The following is a 26582-nucleotide window of genomic DNA, read 5'->3' on the forward strand; positions in this document are numbered from 1 at the left end:
CCCGGGGCGTCGCGCGGGCGCCCCGGGACCGTACTTCCAGAAAGGGGGCAGGGTGGAGGGAATCCTCAACCAGCTGCCGATCGGGCTGTCGATCGCGGCGGTCCTGCTGCTCATCGCGCTCGGCCTGACGTTCACGTTCGGCCAGATGGGCGTGATCAACATGGCTCACGGCGAGTTCATCATGGCCGGGGCGTACACGGCGTACCTGCTCCAGGACTTCGCCGACCGCAACGCCGTGCTGGTGGCCCTGCCCGTGGCGTTCCTGGTGGCCGGGCTGATGGGGCTGATCCTCGAACGGACGGCGATCCGGCACTTCTACGGACGCCCGCTCGACACACTCCTGCTGACCTGGGGCGTCTCCCTCGTGCTCCAGCAGGTGGCCCGTGACCTCTTCGGGGCGCCGAACGTGCAGGTGCAGTCGCCGACCTGGCTTCAGGGGTCGCTGGGGCCGATGCCGTACAACCGGATGTTCATCCTGCTGCTGGCCGTGGGCTCCGTGGTGGCGATCTGGGTCTACATGAACCGCAGCGCCCAGGGGCGGCGGATGCAGGCCGTGATGCAGAACCGGCAGCTCGCCGCGACCAGCGGGATCAACACCGGCCGGGTCGACCAGCGGACCTTCTTCATCGGCTCCGGCCTCGCCGGGATCGCCGGGGTCGCGCTCACCCTGATCGGGCCCGTCGGGCCGACGCTCGGCACCTACTACATCGTCGACGCCTTCCTCGTGGTCGTCGCGGGCGGGCTCGGGCAGCTGCGCGGTGCGGTCATCGCCGCGCTCGCGCTGGGGCTGCTGAACTCCTACGCGGAATTCTGGACCAACGCCAGCCTGGCCAAGGTCATCGTCTTCGTCGTGATCATCGCCTTCCTCCAGTTCCGGCCGCAGGGCCTGTTCGTTCTCCGATCGAGGGCACTCACATGACAGCCACTCTCGAGAAGCCGCCCGTCGCCGAGGCCCCCGTCAAGGAGCCGCGCGACTGGCGCGGGCCCGCCCTGTTCGCCGCGGTCGCGATCATCGGCCTGGTGGTCATGCCGCTGGTGCTGGAGCCGTTCCGGCTGGGGCTGCTGGCCAAGTACCTCACCTACGCGATCGTCGCCCTCGGCATCGGCCTGGCCTGGGGCCAGGGCGGCATGCTGACCCTCGGGCAGGGGGTGTTCTTCGGCCTCGGCGGCTACGCGATGGGCATGCACCTCAAGCTCAACGACGCCGGGGACGGCCTGCCCGACTTCATGGTCTGGAGCGGCGTCGAGACGCTGCCCGCCCTGTGGGAGCCGTTCCGCAACCCCGTCTTCGCGATCGCCATGGTGGTGGTCGTGCCGGGAGTGCTCGCCTGGCTGCTCGGCACGCTCGTGTTCCGGCAGCGGGTGCGGGGCGCCTACTTCGCGATCCTGACCCAGGCCCTGGCCGCCGCGATGGTCATCCTGCTGGTCGGCCAGCAGGGGCTGACCGGCGGCACCAACGGCCTGACCAACTTCTTCGAGTTCTTCGGCCAGGACGTCGCGGCCGACTCGACCCAGCGCGGCCTCTACTTCACCGTGGCGATCGTGCTCGGGATCCTGTTCCTCGGGGCCTGGCAGCTCCAGCGGTCGCGGTTCGGGCGGCTCCTTCTCGCGGTACGGGACGGCGAGGACCGGGTGCGGTTCCTCGGCTACAACCCGGCCACCGTGAAGACGATCACGTTCACCCTGTCGGCGGTCATGGCGGGCATCGCGGGCGCGCTGTTCGTGCCGATCGTCGGGATCATCTCGCCGGCGCTGCTGGGCGTCGTGCCGTCACTGGAACTGGTGGTGGCCGTCGCGATCGGCGGGCGGTTCGCGCTCGCCGGGGCGGTGCTCGGCGCGGTGCTGATGGGTTATGCCAAGACCTACTTCAGCGAGGAACTCCCCGACGCCTGGCTCTACCTCCAGGGCGCGCTGTTCATCCTGGTCATCGGCCTGGCGCCGAAGGGCATCATCGGGCTTCTGGGGTCGCTGCGTCGTAAGAAGGAGGTGGCGGCATGACGGCGCTGCTGGAGGTCCGCGACGTCTCGGTCGTCTTCGACGGGTTCCGCGCGCTCGACGGGGTGAACTTCACCGTCGACCACGGCGAACTCCGCTTCCTGATCGGCCCGAACGGCGCCGGCAAGACGACCCTGATCGACATCATCACCGGGCTGACCAGGCCGACCACGGGCACCGTGAGCTTCGACGGCGCGGTCGTCAACGGCAAGCGGGAGCACCAGCGGGTGCGGCTCGGGATCGGCCGCACCTTCCAGACCTCGGTGGTCTTCGAGGAGCTGACCGTCCTGGAGAACCTCGACCTCGCCGCGTCGTTCCGCAAGCCGCTGGTCTCGCTGCTGGCCCGGCGCAGGGGCGTGACGGAGAAGGTCGAGCAGGCGCTGGAGACGACCCAGCTCACCGACCTCGCGTCGAAGAAGGCGGGCGTGCTCTCCCACGGCCAGCGGCAGTGGCTGGAGATCGGCATGCTGATCGCCCAAGGCCCCCGGCTCCTTCTCCTGGACGAACCCGTCGCCGGCATGTCGTCGGAGGAGCGCGTCAGGACCGGCGACCTGCTGACCGAGATCGCCAAGGACCACACGGTGATCGTCATCGAGCACGACATGGATTTCCTCAGACGTTATGCCTCGACCGTTACCGTGCTTCACGAGGGAAAACTCCTGATAGAGGGCTCGGTCGACGAGGTGCGCGCCGATCCGCGGGTACAAGAGGTCTATCTGGGTCGCGCGCGCGAGGAGGCCGCACACGATGTTGTCGGTTGATGGTCTGGAGGCCGGTTACGGCCGCGCCCGGGTGCTGTTCGGGGTCGGCCTGGCGGTCGAGCCGGGCCAGCTCGTCTGCGTCATGGGCCGCAACGGGGTCGGCAAGACGACCCTGCTCAACACGATCATGGGCGTCATCCCGGCGACCGCCGGGACGGTGACCTTCGAGGGTCACGACGTCACGAAGATGAAGCCCCACGAGAGGGTCAAACTGGGCATGGGGTACGTCCCCCAGGGCCACGAGACCTTCCCCCAGCTCAGCGTCCTCGGCAACCTGCTGGTGACGCTGGAGGCGTCGGGCAACCCGCAGTCGGCGCTCGACGAGGCGCTCGACGTGTTCCCCCGCCTCAAGCCGCTGCTCAAGCGCAAGGCCGGATTCCTGTCCGGCGGCCAGCAGCAGCAACTCGCCATCGCGCGATCCCTGGTCACCAGGCCGAAGCTCCTGATCCTCGACGAACCGACCGAGGGCATCCAGCCGTCGATCATCATCGAGATCGAGGAGGCGATCGAGGCGCTGCACGCCTCGGGCATCGCCGTCCTGCTCGTGGAGCAGTATCTCGACCTGGCCATGCGCCTGGCCGATCGCTACCTGATCCTCGACGGAGGTCACGTCGTCAACGCCGGAACGGCCGCCGACCTCCAGGGAGAGGAGGCCCGTAAGCTGCTCGCCGTCTGACCGTTCTTGACAGTTCTCAGTAACGGCGCAGCTCAACGGCTCGAAGAAGGGTAGCGTCTTAGTCAGGACCCGTCGGGACTCTCCCGGACTTGGTGGCACAGTCCGGGCCGTCCCGACGGGTCCGTTTTTTCATCGTCCGGCGGCTCTGTCGCCGCGCAGCGTCATGACCGTGCCGGTGACCATGGCGGCGGGTCTGCCGTCGGCCCGCGTGATCTCACACGCGTAGTGCGTGATCGTCCGCCCCTGGTGCGCGGGCCGGGCGGTGGCCACGAGACGGCCGCTCCACACGGGCCGCAGGAACACCGCCCTGATGTCGATGCTGGTGAAGGTCTCACCCGGCTCCATCAGCGTCGAATGCGCGGTCCCGATGGCCGCGTCGGCCAGTTCCACGAGGAAGCCGCCGTGCACCGTGCCCTGCTGGTTGCCGTGCGAGGCGGCGTCGGCCTCGACCTCGACGGCGGCGAACCCCGGCCCGACCTCGGTCACCCGGAAGCCCAGCAGCCGGGAGATCGCCGTCGGATAGCGCATGTGGGTCCGGTCGCCCGGTTCGAGGGCCCCGGCCAGTTCGCGCCGCAGATAGTCGAGGACGGACAGGTCTGTCATGGGTGCGATGCTAGGAACGTGGCACTGGTGCGATCAACGAATTGTCCTAGGTACAAGTCCATCGCCACCGGGCTCGCCGACGCCATCCACAGCGGCGCGCTGCCGCCCGGCACCCGGCTGCCGACCCATCGCGAACTGGCCCGCGACCACGGCGTGGCCCTCGCCACCGCCTCCCGGGTGTACGCCGAACTCGCCGCCGCCGGGCTGGTCACGGGCGAGACCGGCAGGGGGACGTTCGTTCTCGACCAGAGCGGCTACGGCGGCCTCGAACCCCGCCGTCTCGGGCACGCCGGGCGGGTCGCCGACCTGAGCTTCAACCAGCCGCAGGCGCCGTTCCTCGGGGACCTTCTCCGGCCCGCCCTCCGGGACATGGCGGGCCAGGGCGCCCTCGACGGGTTGCTCCGGCAGCAGCCGCCGGGCGGGCGCACCGCCGACCGGGCGGCGATGGCGACCTACCTGCTGGCGCGGGGGATCGACGTGCCGCCCGCCAACGTCCTGCTCACCTCCGGTGCCCAGCACGCCCTCGACGTGGCACTCGGCGCCCTGGCCGCACCCGCCTCCCTCATCGGCGTCGACGCGCTGACCTACCCGGGCGTCAAACTCATCGCCGGGGCCCGCCACCTGCGCCTGGCCGCCTTCCCGACCGTCGACCATCTCGAAGCGTCGCTGTCCACGAGCCGGATCCCGGCCCTCTATCTCATGCCGACCCTGCACAACCCGCTCGGCCACGTGCTCGGCCTCGACGACCGGGTGCGCATCGTCGAGCTCGCCCGGCGCCATGACCTCGTCCTGATCGAAGACGGCACCCACGCGCATCTGGTCGCCGACGCGCCGCCCCCGCTCCAGGCCCTCGCTCCCGAACGCACCCTCTACGTGGGCGGCCTGTCCAAGAACCTGGCCACGGGCCTGCGGGTCGGCTTCCTGGTCGCGCCCGACGAACACCTCCCCGCCCTGACCACGATGCTGCGCGCCTCGACCTGGGGGACCCCCGCCCTCACGACGGCCCTGGCGGCCCGCTGGCTCCGCGACGGCACGGTCGTCAAGCTCGACGACCACCACCGCGCCGACGCCCGCCGTCGCCAGGAGATCGCCCTGGCCGAGCTGGGCGACCTCGGCTGGCGGGCCCACCCCGCCTCGTCTTTCGGCTGGCTGCCCCTGCCGGAGGAGATCAGGAGCGACACGGCCGCCGCCGACCTGGCCTCGCAGGGCATCCTGGTCGCCGCGTCGGACGCCTTCGCGGTGCCCCCCTACACCGCCAACGGGCTGCGACTGGCCCTCGCGAACCCGCCTCTCGACGACCTTCCGGCGATCCTCCGGGTCATACGCGGAATTCCCACTCGTGCCATACGTCGAGGAGCCGGTAGCCCATTCGCTCGTTGATCGAGATCATCGGGCCGTTCGCGACCGCGTTCCAGGTGATCACGCGGTCGAGGTCGGGCCGGGCGCGCTTCAGCCAGATGGTGTTGGCCTCCTTGATCCACATCCCGAGGCCGCGGCCCCGGTGGGCGCGGACCACCCCGGTGTCGGTCTGGCGGGCCCAGCCGCCGGGCTCGACGGTGTCGGCGAACAGGCGGGTGTAGGCGGCGACCGAACCGTCGCCGGCGCGGGCGATCACGGTGAAGACGTCCTGGCGGGTCAGGTCCCAGGCGTGCTCCATGGCCTCGATGTCGGCGCGGGTCCAGCTCTCGGCGTTGACCTGGAGGTCGTCGAGCGGCGCGTCGTTCATGATCTCCATGCACGTGATCATGTCGGCGATCATCGGCTCATGGGTGCGGCCGCGTAGGAGGTTCAGCCGATAGCCGGGGATCTCCCGCTCGGGCCGGTCGTTGCCGGTGAGGTCGAGCACCCGCCGGGCCTGGGTGGCCACTTCGCGCGCGCCCTTGGCCTTGGCGAACGCCTCGCCGACGGCGCCCTCGGCGACCTCGATGAGCAGCATCTCGCGCCCGTGGACGCGGGCCCGTTCGGAGGCGTGGGCCAGCAGCGCGCCGCCCACCCCCCGCCGCCGGTGGCCGGGCGCGACCTGGAGGTAGCGCATCAGCGCCAGGTGGGTGTTGTCACGGTCGGGCAGGTGGACGGTCACGCCGCCGATCACCCGGTCGTCGTCGATCGCGAGCCAGGTCTCGGCGGGCATGGCGCGCCACCCGCGCTCGGCGAGCAGCCGGAACAGGTGGGCGGGCAGCCGCGGACCCGGCGCCATGGTGTCGGCCGTGAGCGCGTGGTATTCGGCCAGCCTGCCGGGCTCGGCCGTGAAGTCGAGGGGGACGATGTCCATGGGACACAGTCCACCCCGGCGGTCGCCCTGAGGCGACCGAATTTATTGGATGTAGCCCTCGACCTCGGAGACCGGGCGGGCCGCCGCGCCGTCGGGATTCTCGCCGACGCCGCGCCGGGCGCGACGCTGGCGGAGCAGGTCCCAGCACTGGTCGAGGGACTCTTCCAGGTTCTTGATGCGGCCGTGGTCGTCGGCGCTGGCCTCCCCGCTGGAGATGCGGGAGCGGAGCTCATGCTCCTCGTCGATCAGATCGCCGATGCGGCCGAGAATCTCTTTGTCCTGCATGATCCCCACTCTATGGGTGCTCGCGCGGAGGTCAGTCGCGGGGCTCTGGTAGCCTCGAACCCATGCTGCGCTGGCTGCTCCTCCTTAGCCGCCGCGTCGAGGGCCTGTAACAGGCCGGCTCCCTCGTCGCGGTGCGAGTCATGCGCGTCGGCCACGTCTTGTGATGTGACCACCCACGAGGAGCCTCGAAAAATGTACCCCCGGCAACAGCCCAGCCCCATGCCCTTCCGGCGCTATCAGCCCTTCACCCCCGTCGCCCTGACCGACCGCACCTGGCCCTCCAAGGTCATCGACCAGGCGCCCCGCTGGTGCGCGGTCGACCTGCGCGACGGCAACCAGGCGCTGATCGACCCGATGGACTCCACCCGCAAGCTGAAGATGTTCGAGCTGCTGGTGCAGATGGGCTACAAGGAGATCGAGGTCGGGTTCCCGGCCGCCTCCCAGACCGACTACGACTTCGTCCGCAAGATCATCGAAGAGGGCCGCATCCCCGACGACGTCGTCATCCAGGTGCTGACCCAGGCGCGGCCCGAGCTGATCGAGCGCACCTACGAGTCGCTGCGCGGGGCCAAGCAGGCCATCGTGCACCTCTACAACTCCACGTCCACCCTGCAGCGCCGCGTGGTGTTCGGGCTGGACAAGGAGGGCATCACCGCCATCGCGGTCGAGGGCGCCAAGCTGTGCAAGAAGCTGGCCGACGACATGGCGGGCGAGACCGAGATCTACTTCGAATACTCGCCCGAGTCCTACACCGGCACCGAGCTCGAATACGCCGTCGAGGTCTGCGACGCCGTCAACGACGTGTGGCAGCCGACCCCCGACCGCAAGGTGATCATCAACCTGCCGGCCACGGTCGAGATGGCCACGCCCAACGTTTACGCCGACTCGATCGAGTGGATGCACCGCAACCTGCGCTACCGCGACTCGATCGTGCTGTCGCTGCACCCCCACAACGACCGGGGCACCGCCGTCGCCGCCGCCGAGCTCGGCTACATGGCCGGGGCCGACCGGATCGAGGGCTGCCTGTTCGGCAACGGCGAGCGCACCGGCAACGTCTGCCTGGTCACGCTGGGGATGAACCTGTTCTCGCAGGGCATCGACCCCGAGGTCGACATCTCCGACATCGACGAAGTACGCCGGATCGTCGAATACTGCAACCAGCTGCCCGTCCACCCGCGTCACCCGTGGGGCGGCGAGCTCGTCTACACCGCGTTCTCCGGTTCCCACCAAGACGCGATCAAGAAGGGCTTCGAGCACCTGGAGCGCGACGCCGCGGCGGCCGGGGTGCCGGTCGACGAGTTCACGTGGGCGGTGCCCTACCTGCCGATCGACCCGAAGGACATCGGCCGCACCTACGAGGCGGTCATCCGGGTCAACAGCCAGTCGGGCAAGGGTGGCGTGGCCTACATCATGAAGGCCGACCACCAGCTCGACCTGCCCCGGCGGCTGCAGATCGAGTTCTCCCGCGCGGTCCAGGCCCGCACCGACGCCCAGGGCGGCGAGGTGACCCCCGCGCAGATGTGGGAGGCGTTCACCGACGAATACCTGCCCAACCCGGCCAACCCGTGGGGCCGCGTCGGCCTGCTGGCCCACCGCAACATCGCCGCCGTCGACGACAAGGACGCGATCAGCGTCGACGTCCGCGTCGAGGGCCAGATCCGGGAGATCCACGGCACCGGCAACGGCCCGATCTCGGCGTTCTGCGACGCCCTGGGCTCGATCGGCATCGACGTGCGGGTCCTCGACTACACCGAGCACGCCATGAGCGGCGGCGCCGACGCCAAGGCCGCCTCCTACGTGGAGACCGAGATCGACGGCCGCGTCCTGTGGGGCGTCGGCATCGACGCCAACACCACCACCGCGTCCCTGAAGGCGATCATCTCGGCCGTGAACCGGGCGAACCGCTAAGAAACGCGAAAGGCGCGGGGCCGCTGTGGTCCCGCGCTTTTCTTTTTCTTCCGTTACGGCTCCGCCCACCCTGGCACCGCCCGCCGCCGCCGGTTCGCGCCGTATCCGCCGCCAACCGGCCGCGTCACCGCATCGCCGTCACGCGAAACGGCTCGGAGAGAAGCCCTCCGGAGGAGCCTCCAGGCCCAGCACCATCTCGGCGACGATGCGGCCGACCGCCGGGGCGATGGCGAAGCCGTGGCCGCTGAAGCCCGCCGCCACGTAGAGGCCCTCGGGGCCGGCCGGGCCGATGAGGGGGGCCAGGTCGGGGGTGATGTCGTAGCAGGCGGCGTAGGACCGGGGGAAGACGACGTCGGGGAAGGCGGGGAAGCGGGTGGTGAACCTGGCCGCGGCGCGTTCGAGTTCGACGTCGGTCGCCTTGTTGAGGTAGCCGTCGGGGGTGGTCAGTTCGGCGCCGGTGTGGGAGCCGATGAGCAGGCGGCCGTGGTGTTCGTGGCGGACGTACTGGAGGCCGACCAGGTCGGTGAAGGCGGGGACCGGGCCCACGGGGGCGCCGGGGGCGGCGATGACGATGGGCTCGCGGATCGCGCCGATCGGGAGGGTCACGCCCACCTGGGCGGCCAGTTCGGCGGTCCAGGCTCCGGCCGCGACGATCACGGTGCGCGCGCCGACCACGCGGCCGTCGACCAGTCGTACACCCGAGATCGAGGAGGAGTCGCCCAGGAGGGCGGCGACCTTCGTGTGTTCCATGATGCGGGCGCCGCCGCGCTGGGCGGCCTGGGCGAAGTGGCGGCAGGTGGCGACCGGGTCGCCGTGGCCGCCGCGGGGTTCGAAGGCGAAGGCGGCGAAGTCCTTGGTCTCCAGGCCGGGCCACAGGGCCGCGACGTCGTCGTGGGTGACGGTGGCGACGTCGACGCCCAGGGCCTGGCGCATGGCCACGTTGGCGCGGAGGGCGGCGGCGTCGTGTTCGCCGACGCCGACGATGTGGCCGGTCTGCTGGAAGCCCAGGCCGGGGTGGCGCTCGTAGAAGCGGGTGCCCTCCCAGGCCATGGCGGTCAGGGTGGCGCAGTCATAGTGGCAGCGGACCAGGCCGCTGGACTTGGCGGTGCCGCCGGAACCGGTGGTCCGGCGCTCCAGTACCAGCACGTCGCGCTGCCCTCGGGCGGTCAGCGCGGCGGCGATCGACAGGCCTTCCAGCCCGCCCCCGATGATCACCACTGCGTGGGAGCTCATGGCGGGAAGTGAACACTTGTCACATTGCCCCCATGTGGCCCGCCGGTTTCCGGTGGGTAACCTTCGGGCCATGAAGATCGCAATGATCGGGCTGGGATCGATCGCGCGCAAGGCGTACCTGCCGGTGCTCAGCGCCATCGACGGCGCCGAGCTGGTGTTCTGCACCCGTGACCCGCAGACCCTGCGTGAGCTGGGCGACGCCTACCGCGTGCCCCGGCGGCACACGTCGGTGACCGAGCTGCTGAAGGACGGGGCCGACGCGGCGTTCGTGCACACCGCCACCGCCGCCCACCCGGCGATCGTGACCGAGCTGCTGGAGGCCGGGGTGCCGGTCTTCGTGGACAAGCCGCTCGCCTACCGGCTGGAGGACTCCGAACGGCTGGTCGAGCTGGCGCGCAAGCGCGGTGTTCCGCTCATGGTGGGCTTCAACCGCCGGTACGCCCCGGGCATCGCCGCACTCAAAGCGCTCCCGCGTGATCTGATCATCCTGCAGAAGAACCGGCACACCCGGCCGGAGGACCCGCGCACGATGGTCCTCGACGACTTCATCCACGTCGCCGACACGCTGCGGTTCCTGGCCCCGGGGGAGATCACCGGCACGTCGGTGCGGGTCAGAGTGCAGGGGAACCTGCTGGAGCACGTCGTGCTCGACCTGTCGGGCGACGGCTTCACCGCCCTCGGGATCATGTCGCGGGTGAGCGGCCAGACCGAGGAGACCTGCGAGGTCATCGGGCGCGGCGAGAAGCACAAGGTGCTCGACCTCGGTGAAGAGATCTCCTTCACCGAGGCGGGCGAGGTGAGCGGGCGGCGTCCCGACTGGGTCCCGGTGGGGACCCAGCGCGGGTTTCACGGCGCCTGCCTGGCCTTCCTGACGGCGGTCGGCGAGGGCAGGCTCCTCGACGCGGGCGACGCGCTGGAGACGCACCGCCTGTGCGAGCGGATCGTCGAAGCGGTGTCAGACGCCGCGTGACCGGCAGGCTTCCGCCACCCGGCCGACGGCGATCACGTGGGCGGCCTGCCGCAGCGTGAGGCCCCTGTCGCGGGACATCGCCTGAACCGCCCGGTAGGCGGGTTCGAGGTGTTCGCGTAGCCGGGAGTCGAGGTCGCCGACCGTCCATTCGCTGTGCGAGGCGATCGCGCCGCCCGCGTTGCCCAGCAGGTCGGGGACGACCACGCAGCCCCGCCCGGCGAGGATCTGGTCGGCCGCCGGGGTGATCGGGCCGTTCGCGGCCTCGATGACCATGGGCGCCCGCACCCCGGTGGCGTTGTGGGCGGTGATCGTGCCGGTCGTGAGCACGAGCACGTCGGCGTCGGCGGTCAGCGCGTCGAGCCGGACGGCATATCCAGCTGAGGCCAGGGTGGCGACGACCGCGCCCGCGACCGAACCCGAGCCGTGGACGGCCACCGTCTTCGTGGTGTCCCCGGCCAGCAGCACCCGCACGCCGAGCGCCACCGCCTCGGACAGGTCGGGCCGCGCGGTCGGGAACGGCATGTCGCGGCCGATCAGCGGCTGGATCTCGTGCGTGTAGCGGCGGGTGAGCCGCTCCAGTTCACGCTCGGACAGGCCGGCCGGGTCGACGGCCACGCCGCCCTTCGCGCCGCCGTAGGGCAGCCCGGCCAGGGCGCACTTCCAGGTCAGGCCCATGGCCAGGGCGGTGACCTCGTCGAGGTCGGTGCCGGGATGAAACCGCACACCGCCCTTCGCCGGGCCGCGGGACAGGTTGTGCTGGACCCGGTAGCCCTCGATCACGTCGATCCGGCCGTCTTCGCGGCGGACCGGGACCGAGACGGTCAGTGACCGGCGGGGCGTGGCGAGCAGGTGGTGCAGGCCCTCGTCGAGGGCGAGGAAACGCGCGGCCTCGGCGAGATGGCGCTGGGCGGAGGCCAGCGGTGCCGACGACTCTGTCGGGATGTCCGTGACGGTCATGTTGGTGGTGCCTCTCGGATTGATCAGCCGTCGCCATTGACGGGTGATGTCCACCATTGTCCTGAAGTTCGATCACGGCGATGTCCCATTTACGGGCTTGATCACCGTTTTTTCGTGGAACCTGGCTCCACTATCGCACCACTTTTGTCACGGGCCGTGAACGGGGTGTTACAAACCGAGGTATCTCGCCAGAGACCGCATGCCGTGGTCGAAGAACTCCCGGCGGTGCGTGATCGTGTTGTCGAACTGGCCGAACACCTCGAAGCTGACCGCGCCGAACAGGGCCGTCCAGGCGGTGAGGGCGCGGGTGACGGCGTCGTCGGAGGTGCCGGGCATGACCGACCTGACGGCCTCGACGTCGGGGCCGATCACGGCGGGGACGTCCGGCGCGAGGGGCGGGGGCGTGGGCCTGGCGTCGGCCATGAGGCGGCCGAAGACGAGGATCGTGCGGGCGGCCGGGACGACGGTGTCGGCGGGGGCGCGGTAGCCGGGCACGGGGGAGCCGTAGAGCAGGGCGTATTCGTGGGGGCGGGCCAGCGCGAAGTCGCGGACGGCGTGGCAGAGGGCCAGCCACCGGCCGGCCGGATCCTCGACGCCCGTTTGGGAGTTCTCCGCGGCGTCGCCCAGGGCGGTGTAGCCGTCGATGATCAGGGCGGTCAGCAGGTCGTCTTTGGTCGGGAAGTAGCGGTGGATGGCCGAGGAGACCATGCCCATCTCGCGGGCGACGGCCCGGAGCGACAGGCCCGAGGCGCCCTCCCGCGCCAGGTGGGTGCGGGCGATGTCGGTGATCTCGCGGATCATCTCGGCCCTGACGCGTTCCCTCGCGGTCCGTGCTGCGCTCATTTCCGCAGCTTAACAGAGCGGCGTACAGAAAAGAGAGCAGTGCTCTTGACGAACACCGCTCCGAAAAGAGAGCATTGCTCTCATGACAGATCTGCACAGGGACTACGCGATGAAGGGCCGCATCGACGAGCGGGCCCCGGTCACCAACACCTCGTCGATCGAGGTCGACGCCCCGATCGAGAAGGTGTGGGGGCTGATGATCGATCTGCGCGGCTGGGAGCGCTGGTGGCCCGCGCACAAGGTGCTCGAACTGGGCGAGATCGCCCCCGGCGAGCGGTACCGCTGGCGGCTGGGCGGGGTGAAGATCACGTCCCGGTTCGCCGTCGTGGCCGAGGGGCGCGAGCTGACCTGGAGCGGGGTCGTGCTCGGGGTTTACAAGGCCGTCGACCGGAACACCGTCGAGGCGCTGCCGGGCGGGCGCACTCGCGTGACCATCTCCGAATCGCTGACCGGACCGCTGGCCAGGCTGCTCTACCCGTCGGCCAAGCTCAGGGTGGGGCACGAGGCGTTCCTGAACGCGATCAAGACAGAGTCGGAGAGGTGAGCGGTGGCGTCCATCACGAAACAGCCGGTATGACTAGGAGCGTGGCACAACTAGTGATCGGCCCCCTCCTCCGCCACGTCGACGCGGCGACCGCGTCCATCTGGGTGGAGACCAGCGACCCCTGCACGGTCACGGTCACTGCGGGCGCCGAACAGTCGGCAGAGCGCACCTTCACGGTGCACGGACACCACTACGCGATCGTGGACGTCCCCGTCAGCGAACCCGTCCCCTACGAGATCCGCCTCGACGACGAGGCGGTGTGGCCGCTGGACTCGATGGACCCCAGCGTCATCCGTCCCGTCGCGCGGCTGAACAAGGTCGTGTTCGGGTCGTGCCGGACCAGCGTCCCCCACGACACCTCACACACGATCTCCCACGGCGTCGACACCCTCTTCGCCCTGGGCCACGCCCTGACCGTCCACGACGACCTGCCCGACCTGCTCATCATGCTCGGCGACCAGGTCTACGCCGACGAGCCGTCGCGCGAGATGCTCGACTACATCACCGAACGCCGGGGCGACCAGGAGCCCATCGGTGAGATCGCCGACTTCGAGGAGTACGCCGAGCTCTACCGGCAGGCGTGGAACGACCCGGAGATCCGGTGGCTGCTCTCGACCGTGCCGACCACCATGATCTTCGACGACCACGACCTGCGCGACGACTGGAACACCTCCAAAGACTGGCGCGCCCAGATGGCGAAGGTGCCGTGGTGGCCGCGCCGGGTCGTGGCCGGGCTCGGCGCCTACTGGGTCTACCAGCACCTGGGCAACCTGTCTCCGGCCGAACGGGCCTCCGACGAGGTCTACACGAAGCTCAAGGCGGCCGAGGGCGACGGCGCCGCGGTGCTCGACGCCTTCGCCGAGCGGGCCGACGCCGACCCGACGACCAGCAGGTGGAGCTACGCGCGTGATTTCGGCGACACCCGGCTGATCATGCTCGACTCGCGGTGCGCCCGGCACCTGGAGCCGCGCGAGCGGTCGATGCTCGACGCCACCGAGTGGGCCTGGCTGGAGGAGACGATGGCCGACCCGCCCGAGCGGGTGCTCATCGGATCGTCGGTGCCGATCCTGCTCCCGGCCGGGATACACCACATCGAGACCTGGAACGAGGCCCTGTGCGACGGGGCCTGGGGCAAGACGGTGGCGCGGATCATGGAGAAGATCCGCCAGGCCGTCGACCTGGAACACTGGGCGGCCTTCCGCCGCTCGTTCGACCGCCTGCTGAAGATGCTGGCGGCCTCGGGCACCACGGTCATGCTCATGTCGGGCGACGTGCACTACTCCTACGTCGCGCGGGTACGCGGTCTGCCGATCTACCAGCTCGTCTGCTCACCGATCCGCAACCCGCTCAGCCGCACGCTCCGCCTGGCCAACGTGATCGCCCAGTTCGGCGTGGCCACGCTGGTCGGCGGCCTGATCGCCCGCACGGCGAAACTCCCGAAGCCGCCGGTGAAGTGGCGCATCACCGACGGCCCCTGGTTTCCCAACGCGCTGGCCACCCTCACTCACGAGAACGGCAAGCACGTGGTCCGGTGGGATACGCCGACCGTCCTCGACGACCCACCGAAACTCAAGGAGGTCTCGCGGGTGGAGCTCACTCCGATCCGCTGAGCACGGCCTCCAGCTGGCGCAGCGCCCACTCGATCTCGGCTGCCTCGACCACCAGGGGCGGGGCCAGCCGGATCGTGCTGCCGTGGGTGTCCTTGGCCAGCACACCCCTCTTGCTCAGAGCCTCGCAGACCTGGCGTCCGGTGGCCAGCGACGGGTCGATGTCGACCCCCGCCCACAGGCCCCGGCCGCGGACGGCGGTGACGCCGGGCAGCGCGCGCAGGCCGTCGAACAGGACCGGCTCCAGTTCGCGGGCGCGGGCCTGGTATTCGCCGCTCTTCAGCAGGTTGACCACGGTCTCGCCGACCGCGCAGGCCAGCGGGTTGCCGCCGAACGTCGAGCCGTGCTGGCCGGGCTTGATCACGCCCAGCACGTCGGCGTCGGCCGCGACCGCCGACACCGGCACCACGCCGCCGCCGAGCGCCTTGCCCAGGACGTACATGTCCGGGACGACGTTCTCGTGGTCGCTGGCGAAGGTCTCGCCGGTGCGCCCGAGGCCCGACTGGATCTCGTCGGCGATCATCAGGATGCCGCGCTCGGTGCACAGCTCCCTGACCTGGCGCAGGTAGCCGTCCGGCGGGACCAGCACCCCGGCCTCACCCTGGATGGGCTCCAGCAGCACGGCGACGGTGTTCTCGTCGATCGCGTCGGCGATCGCCTCGGCCGAGCCGTACTTCACGATCCGGAACCCGGGCGTGTACGGCCCGAAGCCGCCGCGCGCGTCGGGGTCGGTGCTGAAACTGACGATCGTGGTCGTGCGGCCGTGGAAGTTGTCCTCCATCACGACGATGTTGGGCTCGGTGACGCCCTTGACGTCGTGGCCCCACTTGCGGGCGACCTTGATGGCCGTCTCGACGGCCTCGGCGCCGGTGTTCATCGGCAGGATCATGTCCTTGCCGCACAGCTCGGCCAGCCCCGCCGCGAACGCGGGGAACCGGTCGTTGAAGAACGCGCGGCTCGTCAGGGTGACCCGGTCGAGCTGGGCGTGGGCGGCCGCCAGGATCACGGGGTTGCCGTGGCCGAAGTTCAGCGACGAATATCCGGCCAGGCAGTCGAGGTAGCGGTTGCCCTCGACGTCGGTGACCCAGGCGCCCGAGGCCGAGGCGATCACCACCGGCAGCGGGTGGTAGTTGTGCGCGCTCCGGCTCTCGGCCAGCTCGATCATCTCTCGCGTGTTCAAAGGCGGATCTCCAGGGTGCAGCACTTGGGGCCGCCGCCGGCCTTGCGCAGTTCCGACAGGTCGACCGGGATGACCGAGTAGCCGCCCCGCTCCAGTTCGGCGATGAGCCCGTCGGCCTCGGCGTTGACGATCACATTCTTGCCGTCGGAGACGGCGTTCAGCCCCAGCACGAGCGCGTCGTCCTCCGAGGCGATGATCGCGTCCGGGAACATCCGGCGCAGCACCCGCAGGCTGCCCTCGGAGAAGGCGCCCGGGTAGTAGGCGACGTTGCGCCCGTCGAGCGCGAACAGCGCCGTGTCGAGGTGGTAGAACCGCGGGTCGACCAGCCGCAGCGTGATCACCGGGCGGCCGAGGAACTCCTGCGCCTCCATGTGGGCGGCGACGTCGGTCCGGAAGCCGGTGCCGGCCAGGATCACCTCGTCGAGCGTGAGGAAGTCGCCCTCGCCCTCGTTGGTGAAGTTGGCCTCCTTGACCGGCAGGCCCAGCTCGGCGAACCACTTGGCGTACGCCGGGCCCTCGTCGGCCCGCTCGGCGTGCGCGAACCTGGCGCCGTAGACCTGGGCGTCGACCACGAGGGCGCCGTTGGCGGCGAACACCATGTCGGGCAGCCCGTCGATCGGGTCGATCACGCTCACCCGGTGGCCCAGCGACTCGTACGCGGCCTTCAGGGCGTCCCACTGCTCCAGCGCCTTCCCGGCGCTCGCACCCGCGACCGGATCCATCCACGGGTTGATCTTGTACGTGACGTCGAAGAATTCCGGGCGGCACATAAGGAAGTGACGCGTCGTGGCCACCCGCTCGCGGGTGGTGGTCGCAGTCTCGAAAGCGGGTGTGTTCACGCACGTCTCCGGCGGTGAGCTGGGGTAGTGCTCTCAGACTAGGAAGCGGCGGCCGGTGCTCCAATGCGGCGACATTGCGTCCTTAACGCGGTCTCTTGCGTCTTCGGGCCGGTTCGCGGTGATTTGTTGCTCAGGTGATCAGCCGGGTGAGGACGATCGCGCTTTTCGTCCTGGTGACGAAGGGTTCGGCGGCGATGCGTTCGATGACCTGCTCGACGTGCCGGACGTCGGTGGCCCTGATGTGCAGCAGCGCGTCGGCCTCGCCGGTCACCGTGCAGGCGCTGACCACCTCGGGGTGCCGCGAGACGGCCAGGCCGATCTCGGCGGGGGAGGTCTTGCCCCGGCAGAACAGCTCGACGTAGGCCTCGGTCGTCCAGCCGAGGGCGGAGGGTTCGACACGGGCGGTGAATCCGGTGATGGCCCCCTGCTGGACCAGACGGTCGACCCGTCGTTTCACCGCAGGAGCGGACAGGCCGACCTGTCCGCCGATCTCCGCATATGTCGACCGGGCGTCGTCTACGAGGGCCCCGATGATCGCCCGGTCTAGCTCGTCCAACTTCACGAGCATCTGTATACCGCCTGGCGGTGCCCGCTCACCGGGCGGGACGCGCCCGCGCGAAGTCGGGGGCGGCGCGGTCGAGCAGGTCGAAGGCCCTGACCGCCTCCCGCCGGAGGTCGGGCAGGATCGTCTCGGGCGTCTCGCCGGCCGTGCGGCGGTCGTAGTAGGAGGAGGCCGTGATGCGGACCACGGCGCAGGTCACGGCGGCGATGATCCGGGGCGTGATGTCGCCGGGGTCGGCGTCGGCCTCCTCGGCGAGGGCCTCGGCGAGGATCTCCTCCCGCCGCTCGTGGAGCTCGCGGGTGCGGGAGACCAGCGCCGGCGAGTCGTTGATCATCTTCGCGACGAGCTCGCTGCCCTCGGAGGTGCCGTAGCGCCAGTCGCGGGTGTCGATGGCGTCGAGGAAGTCGCGGCGCAGCGCGTCGACCGCCGACTCGCCCGGCTCCCGGTCGCGGACCACGACGGCGAGGAGCTGCTCGGCCTCGTCGATGCGGTCGAGGCAGAGGTCTTCCTTGGTCTTGAAGTAGTTGAAGACCGTGTTGACCGACACGTCGGCGACCCGGGCGACCTCGGCGACGGTGATGTTGTCGAAGCCGTGGTGCAGGAACAGGCCCATCGCGACGTCGGAGATCTTCAGCCTCGTCTCGCGCTTCTTGCGCTCGCGCAGGGTCTCCATGGCGGCGATCCTACCAAACTTGTAGTGACACCAAATTTGTGGTTACTCTAAAAAACATGATTCACGCGAGAGCGCTGACACGGGCCTTCAAGGGGGTCGAGGCGGTGCGGGGCATCGACTTCGACGTCCACGAGGGCGAGATCGTCGGCTTCCTGGGTCCCAACGGCGCAGGGAAGACGACCACACTGCGGATGCTCACCACCCTGCTCAGGCCGACCTCCGGCACGGCCACCGTGGCGGGGCACGACCTCGCCTCCGACCCTTCGGGGGTGCGCGGGTCCATCGGGTACGTCGCCCAGGGCGGCATGTTCACGCCGCTGTCGGTCATCGGCGCCGAACTGCGGCTCCAGGCCCGCCTCTACGGCCACTCCGCCCGGGAGGCCCGGCGGCGGACGGGGGAGGTGCTGGAACGGGTCGACCTGGCGGGGTTCGAGGACCGGTCGCCCGCGTCGCTGTCGGGCGGGCAGGCGCGGCGGGCCGACCTGGCGCTCGGGCTGGTGCACACGCCCCGGCTGCTGTTCCTCGACGAGCCCACCAACGGTCTCGACCCCCGGGCGCGGTCGGAACTGTGGTCCCACATCCGGGGGCTGGGCACCACGATCTTCCTCACCACCCACTACCTCGACGAGGCCGACGCGCTGTGCGACCGGGTGCTGATCATCGACGGCGGCCGGATCGTGGCGACGGGCTCGCCCGCGGATCTCAAGCGCGACCACGGGGCGGCCACCCTCGACGCGGTCTTCCTGGCCGTCACGGGCCGGGCGCTGGAGGCGGTGGCATGACCGGCGCGGTCGTGCCGGAAACGCGGAGTCGGCCGGCGATCCGGCACCTCCCGCGTGTCACGAAATTTCGGGCGGACTGCCGGGACGCTCGCGTCGGCCGGGCGGGCGGGCCGAGAAATGGGGGCTGCGGTTGTGCGGAAATGTGTCTTCGGATTTCTCCGGATGGCCACATCGGATGGGTACCCGGAGTGCAAACGATCATGGGCGGGAAACGTCCCGTAATTTCGGATGACTCGAAGGAGGTCATCGGATGACTGCGTTTGTTGTGGCGGCGCATTATCTCCGGGAAACGTACCGACACAAGTTTGTTATCGTTTTCGGTGTCGTTCAGCCCGCGCTCTATCTGGTCTTCTTCGGGCCGGTGTTCACCGGTGCGGGGATCGGCGACTGGAAGGTGCTGGTCCCCGGGCTGCTGATGCAGCTGGCGCTGCTGACGTGCGGGCTCACCGGGTTCAACATCGTCTTCGACCACCGGTTCGGGGTGCTGGAGCGGCTGCGGGTCACTCCGGTCAGCAGGTTCACGCTGCTCGTGGGCCGGGTCATGAAGGACGCCGTGCTGCTGCTGGTGCAGGCGGTCGTCCTGCTCGCGATGGCCGCCGCCTTCGGGCTGCGGGCGTCGGTGCCGGGCCTGGTCGCGGGGCTGGTGCTGGTGGTCGCGATGGCGCTGGGGCTGGCCGCGCTCTCGTACGCCGCGGCTCTCACGCTGGGAGACGAGCTGTTCGCGCCGGTCGTCGGCACGGCGGTGGTGCCGCTGCTGCTGCTGTCGGGAGCGCTGCTCCCGATGGATGGAGCTCCAACTTGGCTGGACGTCGCCTCGCAGGCCACCCCGTTTCGGCACGTCGTCGACGCGGTGAGGGCGCTGTTCGCCGGCTCTGCTGAGGGCGTCGGGTGGGCGGTCGTCGGGGTGGCCCTGTTCCTCGCGTTCGCGCTCCCCCTGGCGACGCGGGTCTTCAACCGGGAGAACGCCTAACCCATCAGGTGGTCGAACCGTCCCGACTTGATCTCGGTCAGCATCGCCGTGAGCGCCTCGGAGCCGAAGACCAGGGCGGGGCCCTCCGGATCACGGGAGTTGCGCAGCGCCGTGGTGCCGTCGGGGAGACGGGCGAACTCCACGCAGCTGCCGTTCGGGTTGCTGTGACTGCTCTTCACCCAGACGGCATGCCGAAGCTGACCTGAATTTGGAACGTATCCCATCGTGCCCTCTCACTTGGTTCAGAGGGCCACCTTATTAGGTCATCTGCACGTGCATCGGCAATTACAGAGAGCCTCTGATCTCCATCAGGAGATCGCGGGTCTGGCGGGCCTGGTGGGCCTCCACGCACAGGCTGTTCATCACCTGCATGTAGCGGTCCACTTCGTCGAGTTTCTCCAGGTAGAGGGCGCTGGTGAGCTGTTCGAGGTAGACCACGTCGGGCAGTTCGCGCTCGTCGAAGCGCAGGATCGTGAACGGGCCGCCGGCGGCCGCGTGGCCACCCCGGTCGAACGGCACGATCTGCAGCGTGACGTGGGGGTGCTCGGTCATCTCCAGCAGGTGGTCGATCTGGGCCTTCATCACCGCGCGGCCGCCGAGCGGGCGCCGCAGGGCGGCCTCGTCGATGACGGTCCACAGCTTCACCGCGTCGGGGCCCTGGAGGCGGGCCTGCCGGGTCATCCGCAGCGCGACCCGGCGGTCGATCTCCTCTTCCGGGGCACCGCCGTTGGCCAGCAGGATCACGGCGCGGGCGTAGTCGGGGGTCTGGAGGAGCCCGTGGACGAACTGGACCTCGTAGGCCCGGATCACCGACGCGGCCTCCTCGAGGCCGACGTACATCTCGAACCAGGAGGGGAGCAGGTCGCTGTACTTGTGCCACCAGCCGGGCGAGTTGGCCTGCCGGGCCAGGGTGATCATGGCGTCGCGGTCGGCGGAGCCGGTGACGCCGTAGAGGGTGAGCAGGTCGGCGACGTCGCGTTCCTTGAAGCTGACCCGGCCGAGTTCCAGGCGGCTGATCTTCGCGTGGGAGGCGCGGATGACGTGTCCTGCGTCTTCGGGCGAGATGCCCTTGGCCCGGCGCAGCCGCCGGAGCTGGGCGCCGAGCAGAATGCGCAGCACCGTGGGGCCGCCACGGGAGTACGAGAGTACGCCGGCGGAATCCGGATCAGCGGTCACGACAGTCTCCAGCACGAGTCAGCACGAGTGGGGCATTTCATAGCCCAGTGCATCATTGTCGCATCAGCGGCTCTTGGCAAACAGTCATCATTCATGGGAAATCGCCGAGAGCCGCCAATGCATGTGCATATGCGATTATTTATGGATTAGTTCAGATTCCCGGTGAACCAACACGGCAGGTTCGGCGTCGTGGTGTTTCACCTCCGGCAGCAGCCGGTCGAGCCAGCCCGGCAGCCACCAGTTGGCCTTGCCGAGCAGCGCCATCGTGGCGGGGACCAGCACCAGCCGCACCAGCGTCGCGTCGATGAGCACCGCCGCCGCCATGCCCACGCCGGTGGTCTTCACCGTCACGTCGGGGTCGAGCGCGAAGCCGACGAACACCGCCACCATGATCGCGGCGGCGCTGGAGATGACCCTGCCGGTCGAGGCCAGGCCCCGGATCACGCTGCCCTTGGCGTCGCCGGTCGCCAGGAAGTCCTCCCGGATCCGCGACAGCAGGAACACCTCGTAGTCCATCGACAGCCCGAACAGCACGGTGAACATCAGGATCGGCACCCAGCTCGACACCGAGGCGCCGTGCGGCAGCCCGACCAGCGCCGCCCCGGCGTCGGTCTGGAACACCACGGTGATCACGCCGTACGCCGCCCCGACCGACAGCAGGTTCATCACCGCGGCCTTGAGGGCGACGACCGGAGCCCTGAACAGCACGGTCAGCAGCAACAGCGACAGCACCACCACGAAGGCGACCACCACCCAGAGCCGCTCGGCCAGCCGGTCGGAGATGTCACCGAACACGGCGACCACGCCGGTGACCATGACGCCGTCGGGGAGGGTGGCGCGCAGATTCCGGACGAGCTCGGTGGTCCGTTCATCCTGCGGCCCGGTGGTGGGCTCGACGGTGATGACGGTGGCCCGGCCCTGGGTGATGGGAGGGGCCACCGCCTTGACGCCTTCCACCGTGGTCAACCGCGAAGCGGTCTCGTCGGAAAGGGAGGCGTCCATCGCCAGCACGATCGGGCCGTTGGCCCCCGGGCCGAACTCCTCGGCGACCAGGTCGTAGGCGACGCGGGTGGTCTTGCTCTCCGGCTGGGTGCCGGCGTCCTGCGGCCAGGTGCGCATGCCGAGCATCGGCGCGGCCAGCGCCAGCAGCACCACGATAGCCACCAGCGCCGACCGGATCGGGCGGTTGCCCACCCATTCGGCCCACCGGGCGGTCCGCAGCGGCCTGCGCGCCGGCCGCCCCTGACCCTGGCGCTCCCTGCGGGGCAGCACCCGGCGGCCCGCCAGGCCCAGCATCGCCGGGACCAGCGTGATGGACGCGATCATGACCGCGCCCACGGTGGCGAAGGTGGCGTACGCGAACGAGGCGTAGACCGGCAGCGTGGACAGGTTCAGCCCGAACAGCGAGACCAGCACGGTCAGGCCCGCCATCAGCACCGAGGTCCCGGCGGTCGCGGTCGCGTGGGCCGCCGCGTCCCTGGGCGACAGGCCCGCCCGCAGCGCCTCGACGTGGCGGCTGACCAGGAACAGCGCGTAGTCGATGCCGACGCCGAGGCCCACCATCGTGGCGATGGTCGGCGCGATCGTGGAGATCTCGGTCAGCCCGGCCAGCAGCGTGACGATCGCGGTGCCCACGCCCAGGCCCATCATGGCGACCAGGAGCGGCAGCCCGGCCGCGACCAGCGAGCCCAGCCCGACGAGCAGGATGATCAGGGCGGCCACGATCCCGACCGCCTCGGCGGCGCCGCTCGGCACCGAGACGTTCTCCGGCATCTCCCCGCCGAACGCGACCGTGTATCCCGCGTCCTTGGCGGGGGCGGTGGCCTCGGTGAGCGCGTCCACGCCCTCGGAGCCGGTGAAGTCGGTGACCGGGACGGCGTAGCCGATCTCGATCAGGGCGGTGTCGCCGTCGGCCGACAGGCGCGGCGGGGCGACCCGCGAGACGTCGGGCATCGCGGTGAGCCGCTCGGCCAGGGTGGCGAGCAGGTCCTGGGGCACGGCCGTGTCGCCGTGCACGACAACCCGCGACCCGGCCCCGGCCATCGCCGGGAAGTGCTCCTTCAGGTAGTCCTTACCGGCCTGGGAGGGAACGCCGGGAACGTCGTAGTTGTCATGGGGGGTGCCTCCCGCGGCCAGGGACAGGCCGGTCACCGCGACGAGCGCGACCAGCCAGGCGGCGAGAGTGCGCCACGGGTGGGCGGCGGCCGCGCCACCGAGGCGGCCGAGCAAGCGTGACATGGGGGTGTGTCCTCTCCTGGATCAGCGAATTCCGCTCATCCAGGGTCGGCCGGGCCGCTTGGGCGCCTCTTGGGGTGTGCTTGGAGGCGGGTCGGTCAGGTGGTGGGCAGCGCGGCCAGCGCCTTCTCCGCGTCGGCCGCCCACACCGGGGCGCCCCGGTGCCGGGCCACCTCGGCGGCGTGCCGGTAACAGTCGGCGGCCTCGCCGAGGTCACCCAGGCGGACGGCCAGGTCGCCGAGCAGGTGCGCCACCGGGCGCATGGCGACCGACAGGGAGGCCGCGCCGGGCACGCTGTCGCGCATCGGCAGAAGCTCGTCGCGGACCTGCCGCACCTCTTCGGGTGTGCCCACCCGGGCCACCGCCATGGCGCGCAGGCTCAGGTAGAGGGAGTAGTAGAAGTCCTTGCGGAGCGGCGGGGACTGCTGGGCCCAGAACTCGGCGGCCTCCTTGAGGCGGCCCTCCCGGGCCAGCGCCGCCGCGGCCAGGTCGTTGACGGTCGGGCCGTAGCGCTCCCGCAGCGCCCAGGCCAGGTCGGCGTACTCGCCGTGGCGGTCCTGGCTGACGCGGAGGGTGTAGACCGACAGCGCGTGGGCGCCCTCGGCGTTGATCGAGCCCTTGCGGGCCAGCAGCCCGTAGGCGGCGGCGTAGCCCGCCTCCGCGCCCTCGAAGTCGCCGGCCACGTGGCGGAGCGTGGCGTAGGCGACGTTGATGACCTCGCGCCCCTCGACCATCTGGTAGGTCGTGGCGAGGTCGTAGGCCGCCTTCAGGCGACGGTGCATGGCGGGCAGGTCGCCCAGGACCCAGCAGGCCCGGGCGATGACGAACTCGCCGTACCAGCGGTAGGCCAGCAGATGGTCGTGGCTGACGGCCAGGTCGACCAGGCGGACGGCCAGGTCGAGGATCTCCCGGGGGTGCAGCTCGAACGGGGTCTCCTTGATCCGGACCGTGAGGGCCAGCGCGGTCATCGCGGGGTCGTCGAGTGTGGCGGCCAGCGCCTCCAGTTCGGCGGCGGCCGCGGCGCTGCGCGGGTCGCCCTCGTTCTCCAGCTCGGAGACGATCGTCTCCAGGAGGCGGCAGCGGACGACCGGGTCGAGGTCGGGCCGGGTCCTCAGCAGGCCGGTGATCAGGGAGACGGTGCGTTCGTCGATGTGGGTGTAGGAACGGATGAGCCACGGGGTGGCCTCGGTCCAGCACGAGAACGCGGCGATCAGCAGGTCGTCGCGCCCGGCCGCCTGGGCGATCTCCGCCGCCTTCTGGCGGGTGTCGCGGGCGTGCGCCACCGCGCCGTCCTGCACCTGGGCGCGGACCAGCGAGGTCAGCAGGGCGACCTTGGCGGCGTCGCGGTCGGCCATCGCCTGGGCGGGCGCCCGGTCGAACGCGCTGAGCGCCTGTTCGTAGAGTTCGGTGGCGGTGTCGTAGGCGTAGCGGCGGGTGGCCAGCTCGGCGGCCTTGACCGAGTGGGCGATGGCCCGCTCCGCCGTCGCCGAGGTGCCCGCGCGGGCGTAGTGGTGGGCCAGGGCTGCGTGGTCGTCGGGGTGCAGGGCGGCCAGGGCGTCGGCGACGCGGGCGTGCATGCGGGTCAGCCTGACCTGCGACAGGTCGTGGTAGAGGGTGTCGCGGACCAGCGCGTGGGTGAACCGCACCCGGCCCGGCGACGGCTCGGTGAGCAGGCCGGTCAGCACGCCCGCCTCCAGGGCGTCGAGCACCCCGTCCTCATCGGCGTCGGCGGCGCCGACCAGCACCTCGACCTCGGCCTCCCGGCCGACGGCGGCGGCGAGCCGGAGCACGGTGACGGCGGGGGCGGGCAGCCGGGCCAGCCGGCGCCGCAGCACGTCGCGCACCCCTTCGGGGACGCTCCGCGCCACCCCCGCCAGGCTGCCCTCGGAGGCCAGGAGACGGGCGCTCTCCCGTACGTAGAAGGGGTTTCCGCCGGTACGCTCCGCGATCCAGGCGACCGTCCCGGACTCGACCTCGCGGCCGCAGACCGAGGTCACGAGGCGTTCGACGTCGCCCTCGGACAGCCCGTCGAGGTGCAGCCGGGTGGGGGAGCGCCCGGCGAGCGCGGCCAGCGCGTCCTCCTGGGCGTCGGTCACGTCGGAGGGGCGGTAGGCGGCCACCAGCAGCACCCGCGCGCTCGTCAGTTCCTCGGCCACCGCGACCAGCAGGCCGAGCGTCTCGGCGTCGGCCCGGTGGAGGTCGTCGAGCACGATCGCCAGCGCGCGGCCCCGGGTGACGGCCCGCAGCCACGCGCAGGCGGCACGGTGCATGCGGAACCGGCCGGTGGCGGCGCCGTCGGCGCCGGGACGCGCGTCGCCGAGCAGCGGGGCCAGCGCCTCGGCGTGCTCGTTCAGGGGGGCGATCTCGGTCAGCGGCGCCAGCGCCTCGATCCAGGCCCAGGCGGGCGGCGCGCCCTCGGTCTCGGGGCAGCGGCCGGTCGCGATCAGCCAGGTCGCCGGGTCGAGGTCGTCGGCGATGCGGGACATCAGGGTCGACTTCCCGGCCCCGGGCTCGCCGCTGATCAGCACCACGCGGGCCTCACCCGCGGCGGCGCGGGCGGCGGCCTCGGTGATCTCGGTCAGTTCCAGGTCACGGCCGACGAACAGCGGCCCGGCGGGATCGGTCCACTTTTCCGCCGCCGGCGGCAGCGTGATCGTCGCCGGCGCCGGTTCCGCGGGTTCGGGCGCGCGGGTGGCGGCGTGCAGCAGGTCGAGCCGCTGGGCGAGCACCGCCTCCTCCAGTTCGACCAGCGCCCGGCCGGGGTCCAGGCCCAGTTCGTCGACGAGGGTGGTGCGGGCGCGGCGCAGCGCGGCGAGCGCGTCGGCCTGCCGTCCGCTGCCCCACAGGGCCAGCGCCAGCAGCCGCCACCCCTCCTCGCGCAGGGGTTCGCGCCGGGTCAGCATCTCGGCCGCCGGTACGGCGTCGGCCGGGGGCGCCGACCGCAGGGTGGTGTCGACCAGCAGTTCCTGGGCGACCAGGCGCACCTCGGTCAGCCGGGCGGCCTCCGCCACGGCCCATTCTTCGTCGGCGAACTCGGCGAAGGCCGCGCCCTGCCAGTTGCCCAGGGCGTCGCTCAGCAGGGTCCGGGCGGCGGCCGGGTCGCGCGCGCTCAGGTCACGGGCCTCGGCGGTGGCGCGTTCGAACCGCCAGGCGTCGACGGTGTCGGGATCGAGCCGGACGGCGTATCCCGGGGCGGCGCTGACCAGCACCGAGGCGGGCGCACGGGGCGGGCGGCCGGGTTCGAGCAGGCGGCGCAGGTTGGCCACATATGACTGGAGCGAGGCGATCGCCTTGGCCGGGGGCTCCCCGCGCCACAGGTCCTCGATCATGCGGTCGACCGAGACGACGTCTCCGCGCGCGGCGATGAGAAGGGCGAGGACGGCACGTTGCCTCGGTCCGCCGAGGAGCACGGAACGCCCGTCGACGTCCGCTTCGAGCGGTCCGAGGACCCGCACGCGAACAGTCACGGAGTAATGCTATACACCCAGAACATCCCAAGAGACCTACAAGC

At 70.8% G+C, this 26582-nt stretch carries 25 protein-coding genes; 11 read left to right on the plus strand and 14 right to left on the minus strand.

Annotated features, from left to right (window positions below; all coding sequences use genetic code 11):
- The first annotated feature begins 52 nt into the window (after positions 1-52).
- From urtB to urtE, 4 genes are read left to right on the plus strand one after another with little or no spacing between them, the layout of a single operon-like run.
- Positions 53-919 carry an urea ABC transporter permease subunit UrtB gene (urtB, locus tag ACYQ78_RS00890; protein WP_459798692.1) on the plus strand — a complete coding sequence of 289 codons (867 nt, stop codon included), beginning with the start codon at positions 53-55 and terminating at the stop codon, positions 917-919.
- Positions 916-1998 (plus strand): urea ABC transporter permease subunit UrtC, encoded by a 1083-nt coding sequence (gene urtC / locus ACYQ78_RS00895; RefSeq protein ID WP_459798693.1) that lies wholly within the window; start codon positions 916-918, stop codon positions 1996-1998. The genes urtB and urtC overlap by 4 nt, the downstream gene beginning before the upstream one ends.
- A complete protein-coding gene (urtD, locus tag ACYQ78_RS00900) occupies positions 1995-2756 on the plus strand; it encodes an urea ABC transporter ATP-binding protein UrtD (protein WP_459798694.1) in 762 nt (253 codons plus the stop codon). The genes urtC and urtD overlap by 4 nt, the downstream gene beginning before the upstream one ends.
- Entirely contained in the window at positions 2743-3432 is a 690-nt protein-coding gene (gene urtE, locus ACYQ78_RS00905) for an urea ABC transporter ATP-binding subunit UrtE (RefSeq protein WP_459798695.1), read from the plus strand. The genes urtD and urtE overlap by 14 nt, the downstream gene beginning before the upstream one ends.
- A gap of 129 nt (positions 3433-3561) precedes the next feature.
- Here urtE and ACYQ78_RS00910 read toward each other — a convergent pair whose 3' ends face one another.
- On the minus strand, positions 3562-4035 hold the full coding sequence (locus ACYQ78_RS00910) for a PaaI family thioesterase (protein WP_459798696.1): 474 nt from the start codon (positions 4033-4035) through the stop codon (positions 3562-3564).
- A gap of 27 nt (positions 4036-4062) precedes the next feature.
- On the opposite strand from ACYQ78_RS00910, the gene ACYQ78_RS00915 reads away from it, so the two are divergent.
- On the plus strand, positions 4063-5415 hold the full coding sequence (locus ACYQ78_RS00915; protein ID WP_459798697.1) for an aminotransferase-like domain-containing protein: 1353 nt from the start codon (positions 4063-4065) through the stop codon (positions 5413-5415).
- Here the strand turns inward: ACYQ78_RS00915 and ACYQ78_RS00920 are convergent.
- Positions 5354-6307, minus strand: coding sequence for a GNAT family N-acetyltransferase (locus ACYQ78_RS00920; RefSeq protein ID WP_459798698.1), 954 nt, complete (start codon positions 6305-6307; stop codon positions 5354-5356). The two genes, ACYQ78_RS00915 and ACYQ78_RS00920, sit on opposite strands and share 62 nt — an antisense overlap.
- Positions 6308-6349: 42 nt before the next feature.
- Positions 6350-6592 carry a DUF2630 family protein gene (locus ACYQ78_RS00925; protein WP_459798699.1) on the minus strand — a complete coding sequence of 81 codons (243 nt, stop codon included), beginning with the start codon at positions 6590-6592 and terminating at the stop codon, positions 6350-6352.
- A 192-nt stretch (positions 6593-6784) separates the two neighbouring features.
- Here ACYQ78_RS00925 and leuA point away from each other — a divergent pair, with 192 nt between their 5' ends.
- Positions 6785-8500, plus strand: a complete 1716-nt coding sequence (leuA, locus tag ACYQ78_RS00930; RefSeq protein WP_459798700.1) for a 2-isopropylmalate synthase — start codon at positions 6785-6787, stop codon at positions 8498-8500.
- A gap of 138 nt (positions 8501-8638) precedes the next feature.
- On the opposite strand, the gene ACYQ78_RS00935 is transcribed toward leuA, so the two are convergent.
- Positions 8639-9733 (minus strand): NAD(P)/FAD-dependent oxidoreductase, encoded by a 1095-nt coding sequence (locus ACYQ78_RS00935; protein WP_459798701.1) that lies wholly within the window; start codon positions 9731-9733, stop codon positions 8639-8641.
- 70 nt (positions 9734-9803) lie between these two features.
- On the opposite strand from ACYQ78_RS00935, the gene ACYQ78_RS00940 reads away from it, so the two are divergent.
- Positions 9804-10703: a Gfo/Idh/MocA family protein gene (locus ACYQ78_RS00940; RefSeq protein ID WP_459798702.1), complete on the plus strand. Its 900-nt coding sequence runs from the start codon at positions 9804-9806 to the stop codon at positions 10701-10703.
- Here the strand turns inward: ACYQ78_RS00940 and ACYQ78_RS00945 are convergent.
- Together ACYQ78_RS00945 and ACYQ78_RS00950 are read right to left on the minus strand one after the other, a co-directional pair.
- Positions 10689-11660: a Glu/Leu/Phe/Val family dehydrogenase gene (locus tag ACYQ78_RS00945; RefSeq protein ID WP_459798703.1), complete on the minus strand. Its 972-nt coding sequence runs from the start codon at positions 11658-11660 to the stop codon at positions 10689-10691. The genes ACYQ78_RS00940 and ACYQ78_RS00945 overlap by 15 nt on opposite strands.
- A 168-nt stretch (positions 11661-11828) precedes the next feature.
- Positions 11829-12503 (minus strand): TetR/AcrR family transcriptional regulator, encoded by a 675-nt coding sequence (locus ACYQ78_RS00950; protein WP_459798704.1) that lies wholly within the window; start codon positions 12501-12503, stop codon positions 11829-11831.
- A gap of 82 nt (positions 12504-12585) precedes the next feature.
- Here ACYQ78_RS00950 and ACYQ78_RS00955 point away from each other — a divergent pair, with 82 nt between their 5' ends.
- Together ACYQ78_RS00955 and ACYQ78_RS00960 are read left to right on the plus strand one after the other, a co-directional pair.
- Positions 12586-13047, plus strand: coding sequence for an SRPBCC family protein (locus ACYQ78_RS00955; RefSeq protein WP_459798705.1), 462 nt, complete (start codon positions 12586-12588; stop codon positions 13045-13047).
- 41 nt (positions 13048-13088) lie between these two features.
- On the plus strand, positions 13089-14657 hold the full coding sequence (locus ACYQ78_RS00960; RefSeq protein ID WP_459798706.1) for an alkaline phosphatase D family protein: 1569 nt from the start codon (positions 13089-13091) through the stop codon (positions 14655-14657).
- Here ACYQ78_RS00960 and rocD read toward each other — a convergent pair.
- From rocD to ACYQ78_RS00980, 4 genes are all read right to left on the minus strand, one after another.
- Positions 14641-15819 (minus strand): ornithine--oxo-acid transaminase, encoded by a 1179-nt coding sequence (gene rocD / locus ACYQ78_RS00965; RefSeq protein WP_459799729.1) that lies wholly within the window; start codon positions 15817-15819, stop codon positions 14641-14643. The two genes, ACYQ78_RS00960 and rocD, sit on opposite strands and share 17 nt — an antisense overlap.
- 11 nt (positions 15820-15830) lie before the next feature.
- Positions 15831-16604 (minus strand): dimethylargininase, encoded by a 774-nt coding sequence (ddaH, locus tag ACYQ78_RS00970; protein ID WP_459799730.1) that lies wholly within the window; start codon positions 16602-16604, stop codon positions 15831-15833.
- Positions 16605-16803: 199 nt separating this feature from the next.
- Positions 16804-17235: an Lrp/AsnC family transcriptional regulator gene (locus ACYQ78_RS00975; protein ID WP_459798707.1), complete on the minus strand. Its 432-nt coding sequence runs from the start codon at positions 17233-17235 to the stop codon at positions 16804-16806.
- 31 nt (positions 17236-17266) lie between these two features.
- Complete coding sequence (locus tag ACYQ78_RS00980; RefSeq protein ID WP_459798708.1) at positions 17267-17908, minus strand: TetR/AcrR family transcriptional regulator; 642 nt, start codon at positions 17906-17908, stop codon at positions 17267-17269.
- A gap of 56 nt (positions 17909-17964) precedes the next feature.
- Here ACYQ78_RS00980 and ACYQ78_RS00985 point away from each other — a divergent pair, with 56 nt between their 5' ends.
- Both ACYQ78_RS00985 and ACYQ78_RS00990 read left to right on the plus strand, forming a co-directional pair.
- Positions 17965-18690, plus strand: a complete 726-nt coding sequence (locus tag ACYQ78_RS00985) for an ABC transporter ATP-binding protein (protein WP_459798709.1) — start codon at positions 17965-17967, stop codon at positions 18688-18690.
- Positions 18691-18940: 250 nt separating this feature from the next.
- Positions 18941-19660, plus strand: coding sequence for an ABC transporter permease (locus tag ACYQ78_RS00990; protein WP_459798710.1), 720 nt, complete (start codon positions 18941-18943; stop codon positions 19658-19660).
- On the opposite strand, the gene ACYQ78_RS00995 is transcribed toward ACYQ78_RS00990, so the two are convergent.
- The 4 genes from ACYQ78_RS00995 to ACYQ78_RS01010 all read right to left on the minus strand — a co-directional run bounded on the left by ACYQ78_RS00995 (position 19657) and on the right by ACYQ78_RS01010 (position 26538).
- A complete protein-coding gene (locus tag ACYQ78_RS00995; RefSeq protein WP_459798711.1) occupies positions 19657-19839 on the minus strand; it encodes a DUF397 domain-containing protein in 183 nt (60 codons plus the stop codon). The two genes, ACYQ78_RS00990 and ACYQ78_RS00995, sit on opposite strands and share 4 nt — an antisense overlap.
- A 106-nt stretch (positions 19840-19945) precedes the next feature.
- Complete coding sequence (locus ACYQ78_RS01000; protein ID WP_459798712.1) at positions 19946-20836, minus strand: helix-turn-helix domain-containing protein; 891 nt, start codon at positions 20834-20836, stop codon at positions 19946-19948.
- Between the two features lie 135 nt (positions 20837-20971).
- Entirely contained in the window at positions 20972-23074 is a 2103-nt protein-coding gene (locus tag ACYQ78_RS01005) for an MMPL family transporter (RefSeq protein WP_459798713.1), read from the minus strand.
- Between the two features lie 95 nt (positions 23075-23169).
- Positions 23170-26538 carry a BTAD domain-containing putative transcriptional regulator gene (locus ACYQ78_RS01010; protein ID WP_459798714.1) on the minus strand — a complete coding sequence of 1123 codons (3369 nt, stop codon included), beginning with the start codon at positions 26536-26538 and terminating at the stop codon, positions 23170-23172.
- Positions 26539-26582: the final 44 nt, after the last annotated feature.

This window comes from Herbidospora sp. RD11066 (assembly GCF_054661255.1).